At 62.9% G+C, this 20,859-nt stretch carries 20 protein-coding genes; 5 read left to right on the top strand and 15 right to left on the bottom strand.

Features of this window, described 5'->3' with window-relative positions; translation table 11 throughout:
• On the top strand, positions 1-181 hold a 181-nt coding region (locus VQ071_RS28315), incomplete at its 5' end, for a hypothetical protein (protein ID WP_340518154.1).
• Between the two features lie 136 nt (positions 182-317).
• Here the strand turns inward: VQ071_RS28315 and lysS are convergent.
• From lysS to VQ071_RS28270, 9 genes are all read right to left on the bottom strand, one after another.
• Complete coding sequence (gene lysS / locus VQ071_RS28310) at positions 318-1,838, bottom strand: lysine--tRNA ligase (protein ID WP_340518152.1); 1,521 nt, start codon at positions 1,836-1,838, stop codon at positions 318-320.
• A 135-nt stretch (positions 1,839-1,973) separates the two neighbouring features.
• Positions 1,974-2,450 (bottom strand): transcription elongation factor GreA, encoded by a 477-nt coding sequence (gene greA, locus VQ071_RS28305; RefSeq protein WP_340518150.1) that lies wholly within the window; start codon positions 2,448-2,450, stop codon positions 1,974-1,976.
• A 241-nt stretch (positions 2,451-2,691) separates the two neighbouring features.
• Positions 2,692-3,711, bottom strand: coding sequence for a tRNA dihydrouridine synthase DusB (dusB, locus tag VQ071_RS28300; RefSeq protein WP_340518147.1), 1,020 nt, complete (start codon positions 3,709-3,711; stop codon positions 2,692-2,694).
• Between the two features lie 4 nt (positions 3,712-3,715).
• Entirely contained in the window at positions 3,716-4,228 is a 513-nt protein-coding gene (gene folK, locus VQ071_RS28295; protein WP_445293352.1) for a 2-amino-4-hydroxy-6-hydroxymethyldihydropteridine diphosphokinase, read from the bottom strand.
• Positions 4,229-4,269: 41 nt separating this feature from the next.
• The gene (folB, locus tag VQ071_RS28290; RefSeq protein ID WP_340518145.1) at positions 4,270-4,629 is read right to left on the bottom strand and encodes a dihydroneopterin aldolase; all 360 of its coding nucleotides are present in this window, start codon (positions 4,627-4,629) and stop codon (positions 4,270-4,272) included.
• Entirely contained in the window at positions 4,630-5,490 is an 861-nt protein-coding gene (gene folP / locus VQ071_RS28285; RefSeq protein ID WP_340518143.1) for a dihydropteroate synthase, read from the bottom strand.
• On the bottom strand, positions 5,487-6,419 hold the full coding sequence (locus VQ071_RS28280) for an aminotransferase class IV (protein ID WP_340518141.1): 933 nt from the start codon (positions 6,417-6,419) through the stop codon (positions 5,487-5,489). Before VQ071_RS28280 ends, folP begins: the two co-directional genes overlap by 4 nt.
• The gene (gene pabA / locus VQ071_RS28275; RefSeq protein ID WP_340518139.1) at positions 6,416-6,994 is read right to left on the bottom strand and encodes an aminodeoxychorismate/anthranilate synthase component II; all 579 of its coding nucleotides are present in this window, start codon (positions 6,992-6,994) and stop codon (positions 6,416-6,418) included. Before pabA ends, VQ071_RS28280 begins: the two co-directional genes overlap by 4 nt.
• On the bottom strand, positions 6,991-8,697 hold the full coding sequence (locus VQ071_RS28270; RefSeq protein WP_340518157.1) for an anthranilate synthase component I family protein: 1,707 nt from the start codon (positions 8,695-8,697) through the stop codon (positions 6,991-6,993). The genes pabA and VQ071_RS28270 overlap by 4 nt, the downstream gene beginning before the upstream one ends.
• A gap of 226 nt (positions 8,698-8,923) precedes the next feature.
• Between VQ071_RS28270 and VQ071_RS28265 the strand changes: the two genes are divergently transcribed.
• The 4 genes from VQ071_RS28265 to VQ071_RS28250 all read left to right on the top strand — a co-directional run bounded on the left by VQ071_RS28265 (position 8,924) and on the right by VQ071_RS28250 (position 13,754).
• Entirely contained in the window at positions 8,924-10,345 is a 1,422-nt protein-coding gene (locus VQ071_RS28265) for a stalk domain-containing protein (protein ID WP_340518137.1), read from the top strand.
• Positions 10,346-10,477: 132 nt separating this feature from the next.
• Positions 10,478-11,659, top strand: coding sequence for a copper amine oxidase N-terminal domain-containing protein (locus VQ071_RS28260; RefSeq protein ID WP_340518135.1), 1,182 nt, complete (start codon positions 10,478-10,480; stop codon positions 11,657-11,659).
• A gap of 135 nt (positions 11,660-11,794) precedes the next feature.
• Complete coding sequence (locus VQ071_RS28255) at positions 11,795-13,231, top strand: NAD-dependent epimerase/dehydratase family protein (RefSeq protein ID WP_340518133.1); 1,437 nt, start codon at positions 11,795-11,797, stop codon at positions 13,229-13,231.
• A gap of 142 nt (positions 13,232-13,373) precedes the next feature.
• Complete coding sequence (locus VQ071_RS28250) at positions 13,374-13,754, top strand: hypothetical protein (RefSeq protein ID WP_340518131.1); 381 nt, start codon at positions 13,374-13,376, stop codon at positions 13,752-13,754.
• A 726-nt stretch (positions 13,755-14,480) separates the two neighbouring features.
• On the opposite strand, the gene cysK is transcribed toward VQ071_RS28250, so the two are convergent.
• The 6 genes from cysK to nadB form a co-directional block, all read right to left on the bottom strand.
• Positions 14,481-15,419, bottom strand: a complete 939-nt coding sequence (cysK, locus tag VQ071_RS28245) for a cysteine synthase A (RefSeq protein WP_340518129.1) — start codon at positions 15,417-15,419, stop codon at positions 14,481-14,483.
• 138 nt (positions 15,420-15,557) lie between these two features.
• Positions 15,558-16,526 carry a peptidylprolyl isomerase gene (locus tag VQ071_RS28240; protein ID WP_340518128.1) on the bottom strand — a complete coding sequence of 323 codons (969 nt, stop codon included), beginning with the start codon at positions 16,524-16,526 and terminating at the stop codon, positions 15,558-15,560.
• Positions 16,527-16,541: 15 nt separating this feature from the next.
• Positions 16,542-17,423 carry an Hsp33 family molecular chaperone HslO gene (hslO, locus tag VQ071_RS28235; protein ID WP_340518126.1) on the bottom strand — a complete coding sequence of 294 codons (882 nt, stop codon included), beginning with the start codon at positions 17,421-17,423 and terminating at the stop codon, positions 16,542-16,544.
• A 136-nt stretch (positions 17,424-17,559) separates the two neighbouring features.
• Positions 17,560-18,324 carry a type III pantothenate kinase gene (locus tag VQ071_RS28230; RefSeq protein ID WP_340518124.1) on the bottom strand — a complete coding sequence of 255 codons (765 nt, stop codon included), beginning with the start codon at positions 18,322-18,324 and terminating at the stop codon, positions 17,560-17,562.
• The gene (gene nadC / locus VQ071_RS28225) at positions 18,321-19,220 is read right to left on the bottom strand and encodes a carboxylating nicotinate-nucleotide diphosphorylase (RefSeq protein WP_340518122.1); all 900 of its coding nucleotides are present in this window, start codon (positions 19,218-19,220) and stop codon (positions 18,321-18,323) included. Before nadC ends, VQ071_RS28230 begins: the two co-directional genes overlap by 4 nt.
• On the bottom strand, positions 19,213-20,826 hold the full coding sequence (gene nadB, locus VQ071_RS28220; protein ID WP_340518119.1) for an L-aspartate oxidase: 1,614 nt from the start codon (positions 20,824-20,826) through the stop codon (positions 19,213-19,215). Before nadB ends, nadC begins: the two co-directional genes overlap by 8 nt.
• Between the last annotated feature and the right edge of the window lie 33 nt (positions 20,827-20,859).

The following is a 20,859-nucleotide window of genomic DNA, read 5'->3' as shown; positions in this document are numbered from 1 at the left end:
TAACTGCGGTTTGGCAGTTATCTCCCCTTTCAAGGCTGTGTTGCACGAACGGTTTGGGGAAGAACTTCAACGTAGCCGCATCCCTGTCGTCCAGGATCGCTCGTTCATACGCAACAAACAGACCAAGGACAATACATTCATGAAGACCACGCGCCGGGGAGCGGCAGAGTTCTTAACCTGACAACATTGCCACTCTCCCGCCCCCTCCCTTGCCGAAGGGGATACCGTTCAAACGTCCCGTACGTGCGCTCGCGCGCGCGGCTGTAGGCGCACAAAAGCCGGCCCCCTCCCGGGCGGCCGGCTCTCCTCGCTATCTATTATTCGCCCCGCATATGCGGGAACAGCAGCACGTCGCGGATGGACGGCGCGTCGGTCAGCAGCATGATCAGACGATCGATGCCGATGCCGAGACCGCCGGTAGGCGGCAGCCCGTACTCGAGCGCGCGGATGAAGTCCTCGTCGAGATCCTGCGCCTCGTCGTTGCCCGCTTCTTTCTCCACCAGCTGCGCCTCGAAGCGCTGGCGCTGGTCGATCGGATCGTTCAGCTCCGTGAAGGCGTTGGCGTGCTCGCGCGCGACGATGAACAGCTCGAAGCGATCCGTGAAGCGCGGATCTTCGGCATTCTTCTTCGCCAGCGGCGAAATGGCAACCGGATGCCCCGTAACGAAGGTCGGCTGAATAAGCGTATGCTCGACGAACGTCTCGAAGAAAGCATTCACGATATGACCGAAAGTCATATGCGGCTCGACCGGCACCTTGTGCTCCTTGGCCAGACGATGTGCTTCCTCGTCGCTCATCTCGGCCGTAAAGTCGATGCCGACCGCCTTCTGAATCAGCGAGGTCATCGATTCCCGGCGCCATGGCGCGGACAGGTTGACCTCCTGACCTTGGTAGACGATCTGCGTCGTGCCGAGCACGTCCTCTGCCAAGTGAACGACCAGGTCCTCCGTCAGCTTCATGATATCCTTGTAATCCGCATACGCCTCATACAGCTCAAGCATCGTGAACTCCGGATTGTGGCGCGTCGACATGCCTTCGTTGCGATAGACCCGGCCGACTTCGTATACCTTCTCCAGACCGCCGACGATCAGCCGCTTCAGATGCAGTTCGATGGCGATCCGCATGTACAGCTGCATGTCCAGCGCATTGTGATGCGTAATGAACGGCCTTGCGGCAGCGCCGCCTGCGATCGTGTGCAGCGTAGGCGTCTCTACCTCCAGATATCCGCGGCCATCCAGGTAGCGGCGCAGCGATTGGATGATGCGGGAGCGCGTGATGAACGTCTTCTGCACGTCCGGACTCACGATCAGGTCGACGTAGCGCTGGCGGTAGCGCGTCTCCACGTCCTTCAGCCCGTGGAACTTGTCCGGCAGCGGCAGCAGCGACTTGGTCAGCACGGTCAGCTCCGATACTTTAATAGAAGTCTCCCCGGTGCGCGTCTTGAATACGGTGCCCTTGACCCCGATGACGTCGCCGATATCGAGAATGCCGAACGCCTTGTACTGATCCTCGGATACGGAATCCTGACGCACGTAAATCTGGATCTTGCCGCTCACGTCTTGAATATGGGCGAACGAAGCCTTGCCCATCGAGCGCTTCTGCATGATCCGGCCCGCTACGGTGACCTCCTCGGCCAGCTCGTCGAGCTCCTCCGTCGACTTGGCATCGAGGCGCGCGATGATATCGCCCGCGGCGGCCGTGCGTTCGAACTTCGTGCCGAACGGATCGATGCCGAGCTTGCGGAGCTCGTCCAGCTTGCCGCGGCGTATTTGCAGCATCTCGCTCAGTTCGGCGGCCGTAGGCTCTGCGTGTGCTTGCTGTTCCAAATCTTGACTCATGATGTACACCCTCTCCTGACTTCGGTCCGGCAGACCGCAGGCAACCCTATTTCGTTCAAAAAAGCTTCCGGTTTGGAAGCTTTTCGCGCTTGCAGATGGCCCGGCCGGTTGCTGTGTGCGGAATTGCCGGACGAATTACCTTTTAATATCGACGATCTTGTATTGAATAATGCCCGCGGGAACGCTGACTTCGACGGTCGTGCCCTTGGCCTTGCCGATGATCGCGCGTCCGACAGGGCTCTCGTTGGAGATCTTGTTCTTCAGCGGGTCCGATTCGGCCGTGCCGACGATCGTATATTCAAGCGTCTCGTTAAACTCAAGATCCTCGACAACGACGGTGGAGCCGATACTGACCGTGTTAAGGTCGATCTCGTCGTTGTTGATAATGCGCGCGTTGCGGAGCATCTTCTCCAAAGTGATAATGCGGCCCTCAATGAACGCTTGTTCATTTTTGGCATCTTCGTATTCCGAGTTTTCGCTGATGTCGCCGTAACCGATTGCAACCTTGATCCGCTCGGCTACTTCGCGGCGCTTGACGGACTTCAGGTTCTCCAGTTCCTCTTCGAGCCTCTTGAGCCCGTCAGGGGTCAGAAGCACTTCCTTTTCGCTCATCTCACCGATCTCCTGTCGAAGATATGATATCCATGCCGGGCATGAAGGCTTGCGTGAGGAGGCTGCGCCGCACGGATGCGGCTGACGGCACACCTTGAATACAGTTATATGGCGAATTGCCGCCGACATGACAGGGAATGTCCCGGCCAGCCGCGGCAATCTCGCTCGCCTTGCAAATATTGCTTAGAATTATATTTCAACCCCTATTAAATGTCAATTGCAGGGATTAGGCTATTCAAACTCAGTGGACGACAGGCGATTCTGCCTCGGCATATGCCTCTTCTCCGAGGTCGGCCAGCGACTCCACATATTCGTCGAGCCTGCGGGCGACATCGGCCCGGCGCGTCATCTCCATGATCTCGTTTTTGATGCGGGCGGCGTCCGGCAGCCCCTTGAGATACCATGCCAGATGCTTGCGCATCTCGCGCACGGCCTGGCCTTCGCCCTTGAGGTTGATGAGCCGGTCCATGTGCAGCATGGCGATGCGCATTTTTTCCTTCGGCTCCGGCTCGGGGAGCTTCTCTCCCGTCGTCAGATAATGGACGGTCCGGTACAGCATCCACGGATTGCCGAGCGCGCCGCGGCCGATCATGACGCCGTCCACGCCGGTATGCGCGAGCATGCGCTCCGCGTCCTCGGGCGAGAACACGTCGCCGTTGCCGATCACCGGGATGGAGACGGCCTGCTTAACGTCTTTTATAATATCCCAGTTCGCATGACCCGTATACAATTGTTCCCTGGTGCGCCCGTGCACGCTGACGGCCGCGCCGCCGGCGCGCTCGACGGCCCGCGCGTTTTCCACCGCATAAATATGCTCGTCGTCCCACCCGATGCGCATCTTGACCGTCACCGGCTTCTCGGCCGCGTCGACCGCGTACGAGACCATCTCGTAAATCTTGGCCGGATCGAGCAGCCACCTGGCGCCCGCGTCGCACTTGGTCACCTTGGGCACAGGGCAGCCCATGTTGATGTCGATGATATCGGCGTTCGTGTTCTTGTCGACGAACTTGACCGCCTCGACCAGCGATTCCCTGTCCCCGCCGAATATTTGCAGGCTGAGCGGCTTCTCCCGCTCGTCGACGAACAGCATCTCCAGCGTGCGCTGGTTGCCGTGCAGAATCGCCTTGTCGCTGACCATCTCCGCGCATACGAGCCCGCAGCCGAATTCCTTGGCGATCAACCGGAACGCGGGATTGCAGACGCCTGCCATCGGGGCCAGCACCACATTGTTACTCATCTCCACATTGCCGATCTTCAGCATGTGATCATTCCTCCCTAAGGCCGCGCAGCTCCGCACCGGGAGCCAGACGGCGTATGCCTGCCCTCTCTAGCGCGTCCGGCCGAAGCTGCGCTTCCCAAGGGAAAGCCTCGCCAGGCGCCCACACGTCGCGCAGCGGCGCCAGCACGAACGCCCGCTCCCCCATGCGGGGGTGCGGGAGCGTCAGCTCGTCCGTCTCGCACGCAGCGTCCTCGTACAGCAGCAGGTCCAGGTCGATGATCCGCGGTCCCCAGCGCACTTCGCGGACCCGTCCCATCGCCAGTTCCAGCGCCAGCAGCACCCGGAGCAGTTCCAGCGGCGGCAGGCTCGTCTGGACGGCCGCCGCCATATTCAAAAAGTTCGGCTGGTCCGTATAGCCGACAGGATCCGTCTCGTACACGCCCGATACGCGCGCCACCCGAATGCCGGGCGTCCTGTCCAAGCGCCGGAGCGCCTCCGCCAGCGACCGCTCCCGATCGCCCAGATTGGCGCCCAGCGCCACGTAAGCCAGCTTCATCATGCCTCAGCCCTTCTATGCCGGCGGGTCAAGCCCGCTTCAAGTCACCTGGCGCGCGTCAGCTCCACCGTGACGCCGTCGAACGTAATGTCGAAGGGCGGGTTCGGCTTGGTCACTCCTACTGTGACTTCATGGATTATAGTATACGTACCGAGTACCGCCGTTGCAATGCCGGCCGCCAGCTTCTCGATGAGCTTCACCGGCGGACCTTCCACGATTGCCTTGACCAGGGCGTGAACCTCCGCGTAGTTCACCGTGTCGGCCACATCGTCGCTCTCCGCGGCACGGCCCAGATCCAGCTTCATATCCAGGTCGACATAGTACTTCTGACCGAGCTTGTTCTCCTCCGGATAGACGCCGTGATACCCGTAGAACACCATTCGCTTCAGCTTCATCGTATCCATCTATCGATCACTCCCTAACTTCGCTTGGCGATACACGATCGCGTCCGTCATCGTCGCGGCCCGCTTCGCGGCGCGCACGTCGTGCACGCGCACGATCTGGCAGCCCTGCGCGATGCCCAGCGCCGTCGTGGCGCCGGTCCCTTCGACGACATCGTCTGCGGGCAGGTCCAGCGTGCGGCGGATGAATGTCTTCCGCGACGTCGCGAGCAGCACCGGATAACCCAGCTTGTTCAGCTCGTCCAGACGGCCCATCAGCTCCAGATTGTCCTCGTAATCCTTGGCGAAGCCGATGCCGGGGTCCAGCCAGATGCGGTCGTCCGCGATACCCGCCGTCTGCGCGAGCGCGACGCTCTCCTGCAGATCGCGCAGCACGTCGGGTACGAAGTCTTGATAATCCCGCCGCTGCCGGTTGTGCATCAGAATGACGGGGACGCCATATTCGGCCGCGACGCCGGCCATGCGGGGATCGTGCTTGAGACCCCAGATGTCGTTCAAAAGGTGAGCGCCGGCCGCGAGCGCCCGCTCCGCCGTCTCGGCACGATACGTGTCGACGCTGATCGGGAGCCGGACCTCCCGCCGTACGGCCTCAATGACCGGCAATATTCGCCGCTGCTCCTCCTCGGCCGTCACGGGCTCGTGCCCCGGCCGCGTCGATTCCCCGCCGATGTCAATCAGGTCGGCGCCCTCCTCGGCCATCTGAGCCGCCCGGCGCACGGCCGCCTCGATCGAATCGTACTGCCCTCCGTCCGAGAACGAATCCGGCGTTACGTTCAGAATGCCCATGATGAGCGTCCGCTCGCCGAGCGACAGCGCCAGCCCGTCCGCGAACCGGTAGCGTCTACTGTAAATGACAGGATTCATGCTTCATCGCCTTTCTCCGCGGCGGCGCGGTAGGCCTCCATCAATCTCCGGGTCAAAGGACCCGCTGTCGATGCAGGCGACGCGTCTCCGCCGGTTGTCGAACGGTCAGAGAACGAAGCGGCTGCGAATCTCGCCAACGTCCCGTCCGGCGCTTCGAGCCGATCGATCGGCACGAGCTCCTGGATGGAATTCGTGACGAACGCCTCATCCGCTTGCGTCAGATCGTTCCAGCGGTACCTGCCCTCATGGCACACGATACCCAGTCGCCGCGCCAGCTCCAGCACGCAACCGCGGGTCACGCCCGCGAGCGGACCAGTACCCGGCGACGGCGTGTGCAGCTCTCCGTCCCGCACCCAGAACACATTGCTCACCAGGCCTTCGACGATCTCATCGCGCTCGTTCAGGAACAGCCCCTCGGTGCCGGCGGCCGCACCGCCGGCCTGCAGCTCCCGCTTGGCCGCGATGTTGTTCATGTAGTGAAAAGACTTGAGCCGCAGCTCGCCAAGCTCGGGCCGCGTCCGCCGCAGGCGCAGCAGGCGCAGCGTCTTGCCGGGCCGCGCAGCGGGATCGTCCGTCGCGAGCGACTTGACGTAGACGATCTCGCGCGGCCGCTCGTATGCGCCCGCAGGCAGCCCGACCTCGCCGTCGCCGGCGGATACCGACCAGCGGACATAGGCGTCCGCGAGCCCGTTGGCCGCGAGCAGGCGCGCGATGCCGACCGCCATCGCTTCCGGGTCCGGCCGGTACGCGATGCCGAGCGCGGCGCAGCCCTCGGCCAAGCGCTCCGCGTGCTCGCGCAGCAGCCACGGCCTGCCGTCGTACGTGCGCAGCGTCTCGAACAGGCCCATCCCATACAGGAAGCCGTGATCGTAGACCGAGATCACGGCTTCGCGGCTGTCTATAAGTTGTCCGTCCAGCAGCAGCTTCATTGGCGCAGGCCCGACTTGTAGTTCAGGAAGTTCTGCAGCAGCGTGCGACCGTGATCGGTCATGATCGACTCGGGATGGAACTGTACGCCCTCGACGACATATTCCTTGTGGCGCAGCCCCATGATCTCGCCGTCCGTCTCCGCGCTGATCTCCAGGCAGTCGGGCAGCGTATCCCGCTTCACGATGAGCGAGTGATAGCGGGTCGCCGTGAACGGCGTCGGCACGCCCTCGAAGATCGTGCGCCCGTCGTGCGTCATCTCGCTCGTCTTGCCGTGCATGAGCTGGGGCGCGCGCACGACGTCGCCGCCGAAAGCCTGTCCGATCGACTGATGCCCGAGGCACACGCCGAAGATCGGGATCTCGCCCTTGAAGCGGTCGATCAGAGACAGGCTGATGCCCGCCTCGTTCGGCGTGCACGGCCCCGGCGAGATGAGGATGTGGTCGGGCTTCATGGCTGCGATGCCCTCCAGGTCGATCTCGTCGTTGCGCTTCACGACGATGTCCTGGCCCAACTCGCCCAAATATTGCACCAGGTTATAAGTAAACGAATCGTAATTGTCGATGACCAGAATCATGCCCAGTCCCCCTCCGTGTCGGCCTTCGTCCCGTCCGGGCTGAGCCGCTCTCCGTACTGTACCGCCTTCCAGAGCGCCTTGGCCTTGTTCAGGCACTCGTAGAACTCCCGCTCGGGATCTGAATCGATGACGATGCCGGCGCCCGCCTGGATATGACACAGGCCGTCCTTCGCCACCATCGTACGGATAACTATATTAAATTCCATATTCCCCGCGTAGTCAATCCATCCGATCGACCCGGTATACGCGCCTCTGCGCACGGGCTCTAGCTCCTCGATGATCTCCATCGTGCGGATCTTGGGCGCGCCCGTGATCGTGCCGCCGGGAAACGAAGCCGCCAGCACGTCGAGGCTGTCCTTGCCCGGCGCCACGCGGCCCTCGACCTGCGAGACGAGGTGCATCACATGCGAGTAGCGCTCGATCGTGAGCAGCTCCGGCACATGGACCGAGCCGTAGGCCGAGATGCGGCCCAGGTCGTTGCGCGCGAGGTCCACGAGCATGATGTGCTCGGCCCGCTCCTTGACGCTCGTCAGCAGCTCGTCCGCCATCGCCGCGTCCTCCTCGGGCGTACGTCCGCGCCTGCGCGTGCCCGCGATGGGCCGCATGCTCACGAGATCGCCCTGCCGCTTGACGAGCAGCTCCGGCGATGCCGACACGAGGCTGAAGCCCGGCAGGCGCAGCAGGCCCATGTACGGCGAAGGATTGATGAGCCGCAGCCATTCGTACAGCGCCTCGGGCGTCGCCTGCACCGGCATCGTCTGCCGGAGCGACAGGTTGACCTGGAACACGTCGCCTTGGCCGATATAATGCTGGATGCGGCGGACCGCCAGCTCGAACGCTGCCTTGGAAAAGGAAGTACGCAGCCCCTGCGCGAACGCCTCGACGTCGAGCGCCAGCCCTTCCTCCGCGAGCAGTCCGCGGGCGGCGGCGAGTGCAGCGGCCGCCGCCGGCTCCCCGGCGGCCGCGACGATGCGGTCCCAGTCGGCCTTCATGCGCTTCGCCCGGACGGCCGCCGCCTCGTAGATGCGCGCGAGTCCGGCGTCCGAACCCGCCGCCTGGCCCGGATCGGCCTGCACGGCGACGTACAGCTCGCCCGCCTCATGATCGACGATCCACACCTCGTCGATCAGCAGAAATACATAATCCGGCAGCCCCAGCTCGTCCGCCGCCGTCTCGGGCAGCCGCTCGAGCGAACGCGCGACGTCGTACGCGAAGTAGCCGACCGCCCCGCCCGTGAACATGGGCAAGCCCGTGTCCGCGGGCGCGCGGTACGCGCGCATCAGCTCGCGCACGACGGCCATCGGGTCGCCGCGCAGTCGCCGCGTCTGCGGCAAGCGGTCTCCGCCGCCGGCCGCGCCGCTTCCTTCGCTGTCCGCCTCCGACGCGCCGTCCGCTTTCTCCGCTCCCGCTTCTGCTGCGCCGGCACTTCCATTTCCCCCGAGCCGTCTGAACGCCGCCTCGTCTCCCCGACCCGACAGCACCGCGCTCGGCCGGATGCCGAGAAACGTGTAGCGCCCGCCCTTGCCGCTCTCCAGCACGAACGCACACTCGTCCGCACGCTCCCAAGCGCCGCGCCATAGCGCTATACGGTCCTCCCCTGGCGTCAGCGTATGCTTCTCTATATATGGGAGGCGGTTGTAGCGCTTCTCGGCGTCTGTCCGCTCAAGCAGCCACTCCCGCCATTTCTCAAGCGGTATGCACACTTCCAACTTCGTCGCGTCCCCCTTGGGAGCCGTTCGCGCGATTCCATGCCGCAGGCCGCTCCCTCTTTTCACTAAAGTATACAACAAACGCGGGAGGAGGATAGAGCGAGTACGAAGGCTGGCGCGAATCGCGGCAAGTCGTTTGCAACTTTTGGTCTGCCAGAGCGTCACTAAAGTGGGTATATAAGGGTGATTTTCTTAATCAAATTCGAGGGACGTGTACAGGATGAGGTTCGGACCGCGTCGTACGATCGGAAAAGGGTTGGCAGGGCTCCTGCTCTATATACTGGCGGCGACCACGATATTGCCCTCGGCGCGAGCGGCGGACACGGGTACGGACGGCGGCAAGCCGCTGTCGGGCATCACCGATATCGCCTACGGATCTCAACTCAGCGCAGCGCTCGCATCGGACGGGACGATCTGGTACTGGTCGGGCAACGGGGAGGCCAGGCGCGGACCCGTCGTGAAGGATGCGTCGCAGCTAACAAGTGATCTGGTGTTGAAAAAGGACGGAACCGTGTGGTCGTGGAACAGCGAGTCCGGAACGGTCGTGCAGGTGGAAGGGCTGGGCGGAATTGCAAAGATCACATCCGGACAGTTCGGGCATTTGGCATTAGAGCGCTCGGGCAAGCTCTGGGCTTGGGGCGGGACCTGCCAGGTCGCACTGGCGACAAAAAATGCTTATTGGGGCGATATTTGCAGCTCTACTGACAGCGAAGCGGTCAAGCAAGCGCTGGATGAACTTGAAATCATGCCAGCACTGGTCGGAGAGCATATAAAGGATGCCGACTTTAAGGCTGATCTCGCTTTTATTGACGCTAGCGGGACAGTCATACAGCATTATTCGGGAGATAACGTTCATTTCGGATTTTATTCTTACAAGGTCCCAGCGCCGCGTGAGGCCCTAGCAGTAACGGGGACGTCTACGCCTTCGAATCGTGGTATCGTTTTTATTCTCGATGATAAAGGGTCAATCGGGATCGGTGGCTTCGACGTCCTCGAGTCATACAAGTGGAATGTTACGTTCAAATCTATGGACGGCGGCGTCACGGGTTCGGCATACGCTCTGGCAATTGATAACAGCGACGCCGTATGGGCGTTGACGGGATTCGGCAATAAGCCTGCTGCCGTTAGATTGCCCGGCCTCGGCGACATTCGGAAGGTCGTCGCGCGCTCCATCAACAGCGGCCTGGCCTTGACTGAAGACGGACGAGTCATGCGCTGGGGACCAGCGGAACCCGACTGGCAGCACGAGAGCACGGCGCTAACTGCCAATGTCCATCCCCAGCCCGTGAACGCCGCCATCTCCGTCACCTGGAACGGCAAGCCGATGGTTTTGTCCGCCGCCCCCGTCCTGCGCGATGGTACCGTGCTCGTGCCCATGCGGGAGCTGTTCGAGGCGTTCGGCACGACGGTCGCTTACAAGGACAGCGTCGTGTCCGCCGCGAAGGGCAGCCGTGCAATCAAGCTGACGGTGTACAGCAGGACTGCAGTCGTGGACGGGCGCAAGGTCGCGCTCGGCACGGCGCCGACCTACGTTGGCGGCAAGACGTACGTCCCGCTGCGATTCCTCTCGGAGTCGCTGGGCGCGAAGGTGGCCTGGGAGACGGACCGCAACAATGCGGCGATCGTGCTGCCAGCGGGGTGAACGGGCGGGCCGACACCGGGCGGCGGCGGATTCGTCTATCGCTGCCATGGGGAACTGTGCTGTACGCCGTGTCGTCCGTAAGTTGAATAGAGACGAAGGCTACCACGACTATCAATATAATGAGGTGTCCGAATGCACCAGTATAAATGGAACAAGCATAAAATCCGCCTGTTCGGCCTGGCCCTGCTGCTGGCCGGTACGGCGACCGCAGCTTCATCCGGCGGCACTGTCGCCGCAGCCGCAACCGCGACCGCCAAGCCGCTGAAGCTTGTCGTGAACGGCAACGCGGTCTCGGCCGGCTCCCAGGCGCCCTTCCTGGACAGCAGCGGCAGCGTCTACGTCCCGCTCCGTATGGTATCGCAGCTGCTCAAGTCCTATGTAGACTGGGACGGGACCAAGAAGCTCGTCTCGATTTACGCGCCGAATCACACGGTCAAGCTGACGCTAGGTGCCAGGACGGCGCAGCACAACGATCAGTCCTTTACGCTGAATGCGCCCGCGAAGCTTAAGAACGATGCGGTTTATGTGCCGATCCGCTTCGTCGCCCAGTCGCTCGGCGCCGACGTCAAGTGGCAGAGCGAGACGCGCACCGTCACCGTAGACGATGGCAACCCTTACGAATTGGGCTATTCGTTTACGAGCGTGACGACCGTCTTCTGGCTGGACAAGAAATCCGGCAATCTGTATACCTCCGATCCGGCCAGCACGCCCGCCGTGCTGACGGGGAAGCTCGATTATACACACCACGACTTTACCAGCTTGCACGTAAACATGCTGAAGTCCGGCGAATTCGTCGTGACAATGACGGATGACTTCGGCGAGCCGCATGTGCACACGGAATATACGGCAGGCTATGTCAAGAACAAGAAGCTAATCGATCAGGCAGCGGTGCGTTTCTTCCAGCGTGTGACGCCGAATGTGACGCGGCTCGGCAATCAGGCCGTACTCTCGGACGGCAAGACTGTGCGAATTCTGAACGCGGACGGCAGCATTGACAAGTCGTACGATCTGAAAAAGCTGGGCGGGTTGGACGAGGTCTATGGCGTGGAGGGGATCGGCGAGAACTACCTGCTCATCCGTCCGAACCAGACCGGTCTGCTGATGCTGGTGAATCCGGAGACAGGCAGCAAAAAAGAGCTGTACGAACTGCTCGATCCGTCGGATCAGGAATACGCGCTCATGAACGATACTCCCTATCGCGGCGACGCGCTCGTCGTAGACGACGAGCACGACGGCGTGCTCGATCTTCATTACATCTCCATCAAGGACCACAAAGAGCATAAGCTTGAGGTGAAGCTCAGGGAATGGCTGTGAGCCTGGGCCATGTCCGCCCTGCAATCGCCCTGCGCTGCTCGCTCTCCCTTCAACCCCGCCGGCCGGCGGGGTTGTTACTTGTCCCGTGTTAGCGGGTACGTGACGTCAGAGACGGTCCTAAGGAGCAATCAAGCGATGACTATACAGAACGATAGCGCAGCCAAAAGGCCTGTCGTCGCCTTGACAGGAGCCAGCGGCTATATCGGCAGCAATCTGCTGAAGCGGTTGACGGCGTTCGCGGATGTGATCGCGCTGTCGCGCGGCGGTGACAGCCGGCAGGACGAGCCGCATGTCACTTGGCGCTCGTGCGATCTTTTCTCGCTGATCGATGCGGAGCGGGCGCTGGCCGGTGCCGACTATGCGGTGTATCTGGTCCACTCCATGCTCCCCTCGGCCAAGCTCACCCAAGCTCGCTTCGAGGACATGGACGTGGTGCTCGCCGACCACTTCGCCAGAGCCGCCAGCAAGAACGGCGTGCGCCAGATTGTATATCTCAGCGGCATTATCCCGCCGGATGTGCCGCCCGACCGGCTCTCCCGCCATCTGCGAAGCCGGTTGGAGGTAGAAAAGGTGCTCGCCTCCTACGGCGTTCCCGTGACGACTTTGCGCGCAGGTCTCGTCGTCGGGCCCGAGGGCTCCTCTTTTCCCATTCTGCTGAAGCTCGTACGTCGTCTGCCCCTCATGATTCTGCCCAAGTGGACCCGTACGCCGACCCATGCGATCGCCTTGTCCGAAGTGCTGGACGCTCTGACGGCAGCCATCGGGCGCACCGACGTATATCGCCGCGCGATCGATATCGGCGGACCCGACGTGATGTCCTACAAGGAGATGCTGCGCCAGACAGCGGACACGCTCGGCAAAAAACGGTTTTTTATTCCCTTTCCCGCCTTCTCCGTCTATCTGTCCCGTCTGTGGCTCGCGCTGATCACCGGCACGCCCAAGGAGATGGCCTATCCGTTGATCGAGAGTCTCGTGCATCCGATGGTTGCCCGGCAGGACCGGCGCGTACATGGCATCGGGGAAGGCGTTATCCCGTTCCGTCAGGCAGCCGAAGAGGCGATTGCGCATGAGCGGGCAAGGAGCGGCGGACGTACCGGTGACAAGCAGAAGCGCAGGTCGGGGGACGCATCGCGCGCGGCCAGGTCGGACGTCCGTTCGGTGCAGCGCATGAGGCTGCCCGCAGGCATGGACGCAGGCTCGGCGGCAACGACTTATCTGGGCTGGCTGAACAGGGTCGCCGGGCCGCTGATCAACGTGTCGCACGACAAGTCGAACATCTACCGAATCTACATCTCCCCGCGCAAGACGCCCCTGCTGGAGTTAACCTACTCGGAGGAACGAAGCTCCCCGACCCGGGCGCTTTATTACATTACGGGCGGTTCGTTCTCAAGTCCGAAGCAGACGCATCGCGGGCGGCTGGAGTTTCTGCAAGTACCCGAGTCTGACGACTGCATCGTCGCCATTCACGACTATCTGCCCTCGTTGCCGTGGTTTATTTACAAGTACACGCAGGCCAAGATTCATCTGTGGGTGATGCACACATATCGGCGGTATTTGAAAAAGAAAATATGAGTTTGCAGACATCGCGCGTGTCATCCGGGGATTGCGCCGGACTCGTGATGGCAGCAAGCGCTGCGCATAGCGCGCCAGCTCGTCATCCATACTACGTTGACCGGACCGGCGCCTGATGCCGGTCAAAAAGGAGGACGACGCAATGGCGGAACGGGCGGTGCTGGCCTACTTCAACACGCCGGACCAGGCCGATGAGGCGCTGGAGGGATTGAAGCGGCTGCGTCTCTCCGAGTATGAGATCGACAGATTCGACGGCTATCCCGGCACCGGTATGGAGCATCTCGACCAGTTGGGCGACACGATTGCCGGCACGTTTCGCAGCCTCGGCTTCCTGACGCTCGGCGGCGACTTCGACAGTCCCGACGCCGCTGCGCTGGCCGCGTCCAGCGTCAGCGCGAGCGGGATGAGCTCCGGCGGCCCGAACAATCGGGTGACGGGGCGCGACATTCTGCTGACGGCCATCGTCGACGTCGACGATTACGACGAGGCGGTAGCGATCTGCCGACAAGCGGGCGCGCTATAGTCGAAAAGAGGGCGCAAGCCCTCTTTTTTGCATACCGCAGCTCGACTGCTGTCTGCTGGACAAATAAGAATGCGGCACATCGTTATCCCGACCAAGTAGCTCTCTGCCTGCCAAATAAGGATGTGTCACATCGTTATCCCGACCATATCACCCTCTGCCCGCCAAATAAGGATGTGCCACATCGTTATCCCGACCATATCGCTCTCTGCCCGCCAAATAAGGATGTACCACATCGTTATCCCGGCCATATCGCCCTCTGCCCGCCAAATAAGGCTGTGCCACATCGTTATCCCGACCATATCGCCCTCTGCCGACCAAATAAGGATGTACCACATCGTTATCCCGGCCATATCGCCCTCTGCCGACCAAATAAGGATGTACCACATCGTTATCCCGACCAAGTAGCTCTCTGCCCGCCAAATAAGGATGTGACACATCGTTATCCCGACCATATCGCCCTCTGCCCACCAAATAAGAATGCGACACATCGCTATCCCGGCCATATCGCCCTCTGCCCGCCAAATAAGGCTGTGACACATCGTTATCCCGACCATATCGCTCTCTGCCAACCAAATAAGAATGCGACACATCGCTATCCACGCCATGCCGCCGCCAGCCGCGCCTCCGGAGCTGTCCGGCGTTCTGTGCCGCCTGCCTCACCCGTCGCGCCAACGCAAACAATCCGGCCACCCTCAAGGGGCGGCCGGATCATCTATGATGCCGATATTAGTTCTCGAAGTTGAACAGCGGCGTGCTCAGGTAGCGTTCGCCGTTGGACGGGACGACCGCGACGACGCGCTTGCCTGCGCCGAGCTCCTTGGCCACCTGCAGCGCTGCGTAGATGGCCGCGCCGGAGGAGATGCCGCACAGGATGCCTTCCTTCTTGGCTGCCGTGCGCGCCCATTCGAAGGCGTCTTCGTTCTCGACCGCGATGATCTGGTCGTAGATGTCGCGGTTCAGAATCTCGGGCACGAAGTTCGCACCGATGCCCTGGATCTTGTGCGGGCCGGCCTTGCCGCTCGAGAGCAGCGGGGATGCCGCAGGCTCGACAGCAACGACCTTGATGCCCGGGAAGTTGTCCTTGAGCACCTTGCCTGCGCCGGAGATCGTGCCGCCCGTACCGATGCCCGCCACGAACGCGTCCAGCTTGCCGTCGAGCGAGTTGATCGCCTCGACGATCTCGGGACCGGTCGTCTCGAGGTGGATCTTGAGGTTCGCCTGGTTCTTGAACTGATCGGCCAGGAAGTAGTCCGGGTTGTCCTTGAGCAGCTCCTCGGCCTTCTTCACGGCGCCGTTCATGCCTTCGGAGCCGGGCGTCAGCACCAGCTCGGCGCCGTAGGCGCGCAGCAGGTTGCGGCGCTCAAGGCTCATCGTCTCAGGCATAACGATAACCGCACGATAGCCCTTCGCAGCTGCGACGAGAGCAAGGCCGATGCCGGTGTTGCCGCTGGTCGCTTCGACGATCGTGCCGCCCGGCTTCAGCTTGCCTTCCTTCTCGGCTTCTTCGACGATGCTGATGGCGATCCGGTCCTTGACGCTCGCGCCGGGATTCTGATATTCCACCTTCACGTACACTTCTGCGCTGCCTTCGGGTACGATGCGGTTCAGGCGGACGAGCGGCGTATCTCCGATCAGGTCCGTGATATTCTGCACGATTCTTGCCATGGCGAATGATTCCCTCCTCATCATAGTACGGACGGCTCTCGTCCATTTATCCTATTCCGACAATTTCAGTCGGCTTTTATCTTTTCTCATATTATCAACGTTGCATAGGATTGTCAATAGAAGGATGATGCCGCATGACTAAAACTGCAGCGCCCCGTCTAGTACGCTGGCCCCGTATTTGTCCAGCAGCGACTGTTCGACCTGCGGCAACGGCAAGGATACGGACAGCGCATACTGACGCCTTGCTTCTTCGCGCAGCGCGGCTGCGTCCTGTTCGTCCGCATCGCGGCGTCCCGAGACGAGGACGAGCTCGTAGCCGGCCGCCGTGCGGATCGGTCCTGCCGCTTCGCCGACCTCGAGCTTCGCGGCCGCAGTCAGCAGCCCCGCATCCACGAATGGATCGTCCAACGCGACCCATCCCAGATTGCCGCCGTCCTGCGCCGTATCCGCATCCGTCGAGCTCGCGGCCGCGAGCTGCGCGAAGTCTTCGCCTTGCCCGAGCCGATCCAGCAGCCGCTCCGCGTCCCGCGCCCGGGCAACGACGATATGGGACAGCCTCAGCTCCGTGCGCGATGCGAATTCCTCCGCATGCTCGCTTATATAGCGGTCGACGTCCGCCTCCGTCACCTTCGCGCCCCGGATCGCCAGCGCCTCGAGCAGCAGCTTGTACGTCAGATCCTTGCGCACATCCTCGCGCGTCATGCCAAGCTGATCCTGCCGCGCCGCATAGAAGGCGTCCAGGCTATCGTACCCTGCGCTCGCCTTGCGCAGCTCGCGCTGTAACGCCTCATCGGACACCGACAGGCCTACGGCCTCGGCTTCCTTCTGAACGGCCACGCGCAGCATCATCGTCCGGATCGTCTGCTCTCCGTACGAGTCCAGCAGCGCATCCACCAGCTGCCGCCGGGTAATGCGCGTCTCCCCCACAATCGCCACGGTATCGCCCGCTCCCCCCGGCGCCCCCGTCATCGCCCCGGTCGGGAGCGAATCCGGGCCGGAGGGCTCCGCCGGATGCGCCGATTTTACCGTACAACCGGTCTCCGCAGCCAGCGCCCAGGTCAGAGCCAGCAGAACGATCGGCTTCGCCAGCCGCTTCGTCTGCCTCATGGCCGTATCCCTCCCTTAAGAAGACGTAGCGCGGTCCAGTATATCCCGGAGCTGCTCGCCGCTGAATTGGTAAGCTTCGTTGCAGAAGTGGCAGCTCAGCTCGGCTTGTCCGTCCTCGTCGATCAGCTTGCGCAGCTCCGCTTCGCCCATGCTGATCAGCGTGCGCTCCACGCGCTCGCGCGAGCAGCCGCAGGCGAACTTGGGCTCGATCCGGTCGTGAATCGTCAGATCGTCGCCCACGAGGAAGCCGAGGATGCCTTCGGCCGATTCGCCCTGGTCGAGCAGTGCAGTCACATGCGGCATCGCCGCGACGGCCTGCTCGAGCCGGGACAGCTGCTCGTCCGTGATGTCAGGCAGCACCTGGACGACGAAGCCGCCCGCGTGCAGGACGGAATTGTCGGTGTCCACCAGGACGCCCAAGCCCACCGCCGACGGCGTCTGCTCCGAAGCCGCGAAGTAATACGTGAAGTCCTCCGCCAGCTCGCCGGAGATGAGGGGCACGCTGCCGCGGTACGGCTCCTTGAGCCCCAGGTCCTTGATTACGTTGAGATAGCCGGTCTTGCCGACTGCGCCGGATACGTCCAACTTGCCCAGGCTGTTGCTGGGCAGGTGGGTGTGAGGGTAGTCCACATAACCCTTCACCTCGCCGGCCGCGTTGGCGTCCACGACGATCTGGCCGATCGGCCCGTCGCCCTTGACCTGAACCGTGAGCCTCTCCTCGCCCTTGAGCATGAAGCCCATCATCGCCGCCGCCGTCGCGGTCCGTCCCAGCGCGGCCGACGCCGTCGGATAGGTGTCATGCCTGCGTTGAAGCTCGCGCACCAGTTCGGTCGTCTTCGCGCCGAATACGCGGACCGCGCCGCCCCATGCCGTGCCTCTAATCAACTCGTCCGTCACTTCATCCGCTCCTCTGCCATTGATGTCATGAGCCGGAGTCGATACCCGCCAGCGTGCCGCGTGCCACATGCCGAACCGCGCCCCTGGCACGTCCTCGACACCACCCGACGGGAGGACATCGCTCCGGTCCCGATCTTTATAGGTTGCGTTCGTAAATGATTCTTAACCCTTCCAGCGTCAGCATCGGATCGACCGCCTCGATCGTCTCCGACTCGCCCGCGATCAGCTCGGCGAGTCCGCCGGTGGCGACGACGCGCGGGGTGCAGCGCTGCTCGGCGCAGATCCGCTTCACGATGCCGTCTACCTGGCCCGCGTAGCCGTAGATCGCGCCGGATTGGATCGCGGCCACCGTGTTGCGGCCGACGACCGCGCGCGGCTTCGCCAGCTCGACCCGCGGCAGCCGTGCCGCGCGCTGATACAGCGCCTCGGCCGAGATGCCGATGCCCGGCACGATGACCCCGCCCAGATACGATCCCGACGGGTCGATATAGTCGAAGGTCGTCGCCGTGCCGAAGTCGACGACGACGAGCGGGGCGCCGTAATGCTCGATGCCGGCGACCGCATTGACGATCCGGTCCGCGCCGACCTCCTTCGGATTCTCGTAGCGGATATTGAGGCCCGTCTTGATGCCGGGCCCGACGACAAGCGCGTCGCGGCCGACGTACTTGTCGAACAGCCGCTCGAGCGTGGGCATGAGCGGCGGCACGACGCACGACACGATGACGCCGTCGATGTCCGCCGCGCGGATGCCCGCGATGTTGAACAGGTTGGTCAGCATGATGCCGTACTCGTCCACCGTCGCCGAGCGGTTCGTGCTGAGCCGCCAATGATGGAGCAGGTCCGTGCCTTGATACAGACCGAGCACGATATTGGTGTTGCCGACGTCGACGACCAGAATCAAGACACTTCCCCCTTCTTGATCTCGTTCAGGTCCAGACTGATGTCCAGCGCCGCGAACGAATGCGTCAGCGCTCCGACGCTGATGACGTCGACGCCGGATGCCGCGACTTCGCTGACGCGCTCCGGCCGGATGCCGCCCGACGCCTCCAGCACGATATGCGGCGCGATGCGGCGCAGCTCGGCGCAGGCCTCCTGCATGCGGGCCGGCGACATGTTGTCGAGCATGATGATGTGCGCGCCCGCCCGGGCCGCCTCGACCGCCTGCTCCAGCGACTCCGCCTCCACCTCGATCATCATCGTGTGGGGAATCCGCGCCTTGGCCGACGTCACGGCCGCAGAGATGCCGCCCGCCGCCTTGATATGATTATCCTTGATCATGACGGCATCGTACAAGCCGAACCGGTGATTGCGTGCGCCGCCTACGCGCACCGCGTACTTCTCGAGCGTGCGGTGTCCCGGCGTTGTCTTGCGCGTGTCCACGATCCGCGCCGGATAGCCCTCCGCCGCGTCGACGTAGATGCGCGTCTTGGTCGCGATGCCGGACAGCCGCTGCAGCAGGTTCAGCGCGAGCCGCTCGCCGGTCAGAATGCTGTGCGAAGCGCCCTCGACGACCGCCAGCACCGTGCCGCGATCCACGCGGTCGCCGTCCTGCGCGCGCGAGTCGACGACGAGCGCAGGGTCGACGACGCCGAACACGAGCCGCATGAGCGGCATGCCCGCCAGCACGCCCGCTTCCTTGGCGTGGATGATGCCCTTCGACCGGTGTCCGGGCGGCACCGTCGACATCGTCGTCACGTCCCCGCTCCCGATATCCTCGGCGAGCCAGGCTCGCAGCTGCGCCTTGACGGCCTCGAGCGCCGGCCCCGCGATTTCCCAATCCTTTTCCGATTCAAACATCGCCTATGAACTCCTCTCCGATGCCCCGTTCCCTGTGCATGAGCGTATGCTTGCGCCAGAGCAGATCGTCCTTGTCCGGGAAGTCCTCCCGGTAGTGCGCGCCGCGGCTCTCCTCGCGCATGAGCGCCGACTCCATCATGAGCGTGGCGCAGATGAGCAGGTTCGCATACTCGAACTCCTCACGCGACGCCATCACCGTCTGGTACAGCGGCGCCTGCCGGTGAAGCTCCTCGACTCCCTTGGTCAGGCCATGGGCATCGCGGCGCAATCCCGCGAAGCGCACCATCAGCTTCTGCAGCTTCAGCCTGCGCTCCGCCATCTTGCCCGCGGGCGCGCCGATCCGCTCGGACGCATAGCCGGTGCGCGCCTCTGCCGACAGCGGCGGCAGCGAGCGGACGCGTTCGACGATGCGGCGGCCGAACACGATCGCTTCGGACAGCGAATTGCTCGCGAGCCGGTTCGCACCGTGCACGCCGGTCGACGATACTTCGCCGCAGGCGAACAGCCGGGCGATGCTCGACTCGCCGTTCATATCCGTGCGTACGCCCCCCATCATATAATGGGCAGCCGGCGCCACCGGAATCCAGTCCGTCGTCATATCGAGACCGTAGTTCAGACAGAATTCGTATATGTTCGGAAAACGATGCTTGATGAGATCCGGCGATTCATGCGTAATATCGATATAGACGTAGGTCGACTTCGTCAGTTCCATCTCGCTGACGATGGCGCGGGCAACGACATCGCGCGGTGCGAGCTCCAGCTGCGGATGGTACTTGTCCATAAAGCGGTCGCCCCGGATGTTGCGCAGCACGGCTCCCTCGCCGCGGACCGCCTCCGAGATGAGAAAGCGGGGCGCGCCGGGATAGCAGAGCGACGTCGGGTGGAACTGATTGAACTCCATATCGCGGATGACCGCACCTGCCCGGTATGCCATCGCGATGCCGTCCCCGGTCGCTACCTCCGGATTGGTCGTGTAGCGGTAGAGCTGGCCCGTACCGCCCGAGCACAGCACCGTCGCGTCCCCGCGCACGATGACGCGGCTGCCGTCCGGCCGCTGCACGAGCGCGCCGATGCAGACGCCGTCCTCCGTCAGCAGGTCGAGCGCGAAGTGATCGTCCCACACCTCGATCTGCGGCACGCTCTGCACCTTGGCCGCCAGCGCGCGCACGATCTCGTAGCCGGTCGCGTCGCCGTTGGCGTGGAGAATGCGGCGCTGGCTGTGCGCGCCTTCCTTGGTCAGCGCGAGATGCCCGTCTTCCTCGTCGAAATGCGTGCCGTACTGGATCAGCGCCTGTACGCCGTCCGGCCCCTCGTGCACGAGCACGTCGACCGCCTCGGGATCGCACAGGCCGGCGCCCGCGATAAGCGTGTCCTGCCGATGGAACTCGGGCGAGTCATCCTCCGAGATGACCGCAGCGATGCCGCCTTGCGCATAGCGCGTATTGCTGTCGAACAGCGACTTCTTGGTGATCATGAGGACACGCCTGTCCTTGGCCGCCTGCAGGGCCGTGAATAGTCCCGCGATCCCCGCCCCGATGATGATCATATCCGTCCGTACGGTCTCCAGCTGCGCCGGATCAAAATCGACGATGTACCGTGGTATCATAAGCCTCTGCGACTCCCCGTCTGAAGTTATTGG

It is taken from the genome of Cohnella sp. 56 (assembly GCF_037963805.1).
GTDB lineage: Bacteria > Bacillota > Bacilli > Paenibacillales > Paenibacillaceae > Cohnella.
This window is presented reverse-complemented; position numbering and strand designations above follow the sequence as displayed.

Bases quoted from the DNA above. Each gene is read 5' to 3' on its own strand.
- lysS (WP_340518152.1), bottom strand. From the start codon at position 1,838: ATGAGTCAAGATTTGGAACAGCAAGCACACGCAGAGCCTACGGCCGCC.
- greA (WP_340518150.1), bottom strand. From the start codon at position 2,450: ATGAGCGAAAAGGAAGTGCTTCTGACCCCTGACGGGCTCAAGAGGCTC.
- dusB (WP_340518147.1), bottom strand. From the start codon at position 3,711: ATGCTGAAGATCGGCAATGTGGAGATGAGTAACAATGTGGTGCTGGCC.
- folK (WP_445293352.1), bottom strand. From the start codon at position 4,228: ATGATGAAGCTGGCTTACGTGGCGCTGGGCGCCAATCTGGGCGATCGG.
- folB (WP_340518145.1), bottom strand. From the start codon at position 4,629: ATGGATACGATGAAGCTGAAGCGAATGGTGTTCTACGGGTATCACGGC.
- folP (WP_340518143.1), bottom strand. From the start codon at position 5,490: ATGAATCCTGTCATTTACAGTAGACGCTACCGGTTCGCGGACGGGCTG.
- VQ071_RS28280 (WP_340518141.1), bottom strand. From the start codon at position 6,419: ATGAAGCTGCTGCTGGACGGACAACTTATAGACAGCCGCGAAGCCGTG.
- pabA (WP_340518139.1), bottom strand. From the start codon at position 6,994: ATGATTCTGGTCATCGACAATTACGATTCGTTTACTTATAACCTGGTG.
- VQ071_RS28265 (WP_340518137.1), top strand. From the start codon at position 8,924: ATGAGGTTCGGACCGCGTCGTACGATCGGAAAAGGGTTGGCAGGGCTC.
- VQ071_RS28260 (WP_340518135.1), top strand. From the start codon at position 10,478: ATGCACCAGTATAAATGGAACAAGCATAAAATCCGCCTGTTCGGCCTG.
- VQ071_RS28255 (WP_340518133.1), top strand. From the start codon at position 11,795: ATGACTATACAGAACGATAGCGCAGCCAAAAGGCCTGTCGTCGCCTTG.
- VQ071_RS28250 (WP_340518131.1), top strand. From the start codon at position 13,374: ATGGCGGAACGGGCGGTGCTGGCCTACTTCAACACGCCGGACCAGGCC.
- cysK (WP_340518129.1), bottom strand. From the start codon at position 15,419: ATGGCAAGAATCGTGCAGAATATCACGGACCTGATCGGAGATACGCCG.
- VQ071_RS28240 (WP_340518128.1), bottom strand. From the start codon at position 16,526: ATGAGGCAGACGAAGCGGCTGGCGAAGCCGATCGTTCTGCTGGCTCTG.
- nadC (WP_340518122.1), bottom strand. From the start codon at position 19,220: ATGTTTGAATCGGAAAAGGATTGGGAAATCGCGGGGCCGGCGCTCGAG.
- nadB (WP_340518119.1), bottom strand. From the start codon at position 20,826: ATGATACCACGGTACATCGTCGATTTTGATCCGGCGCAGCTGGAGACC.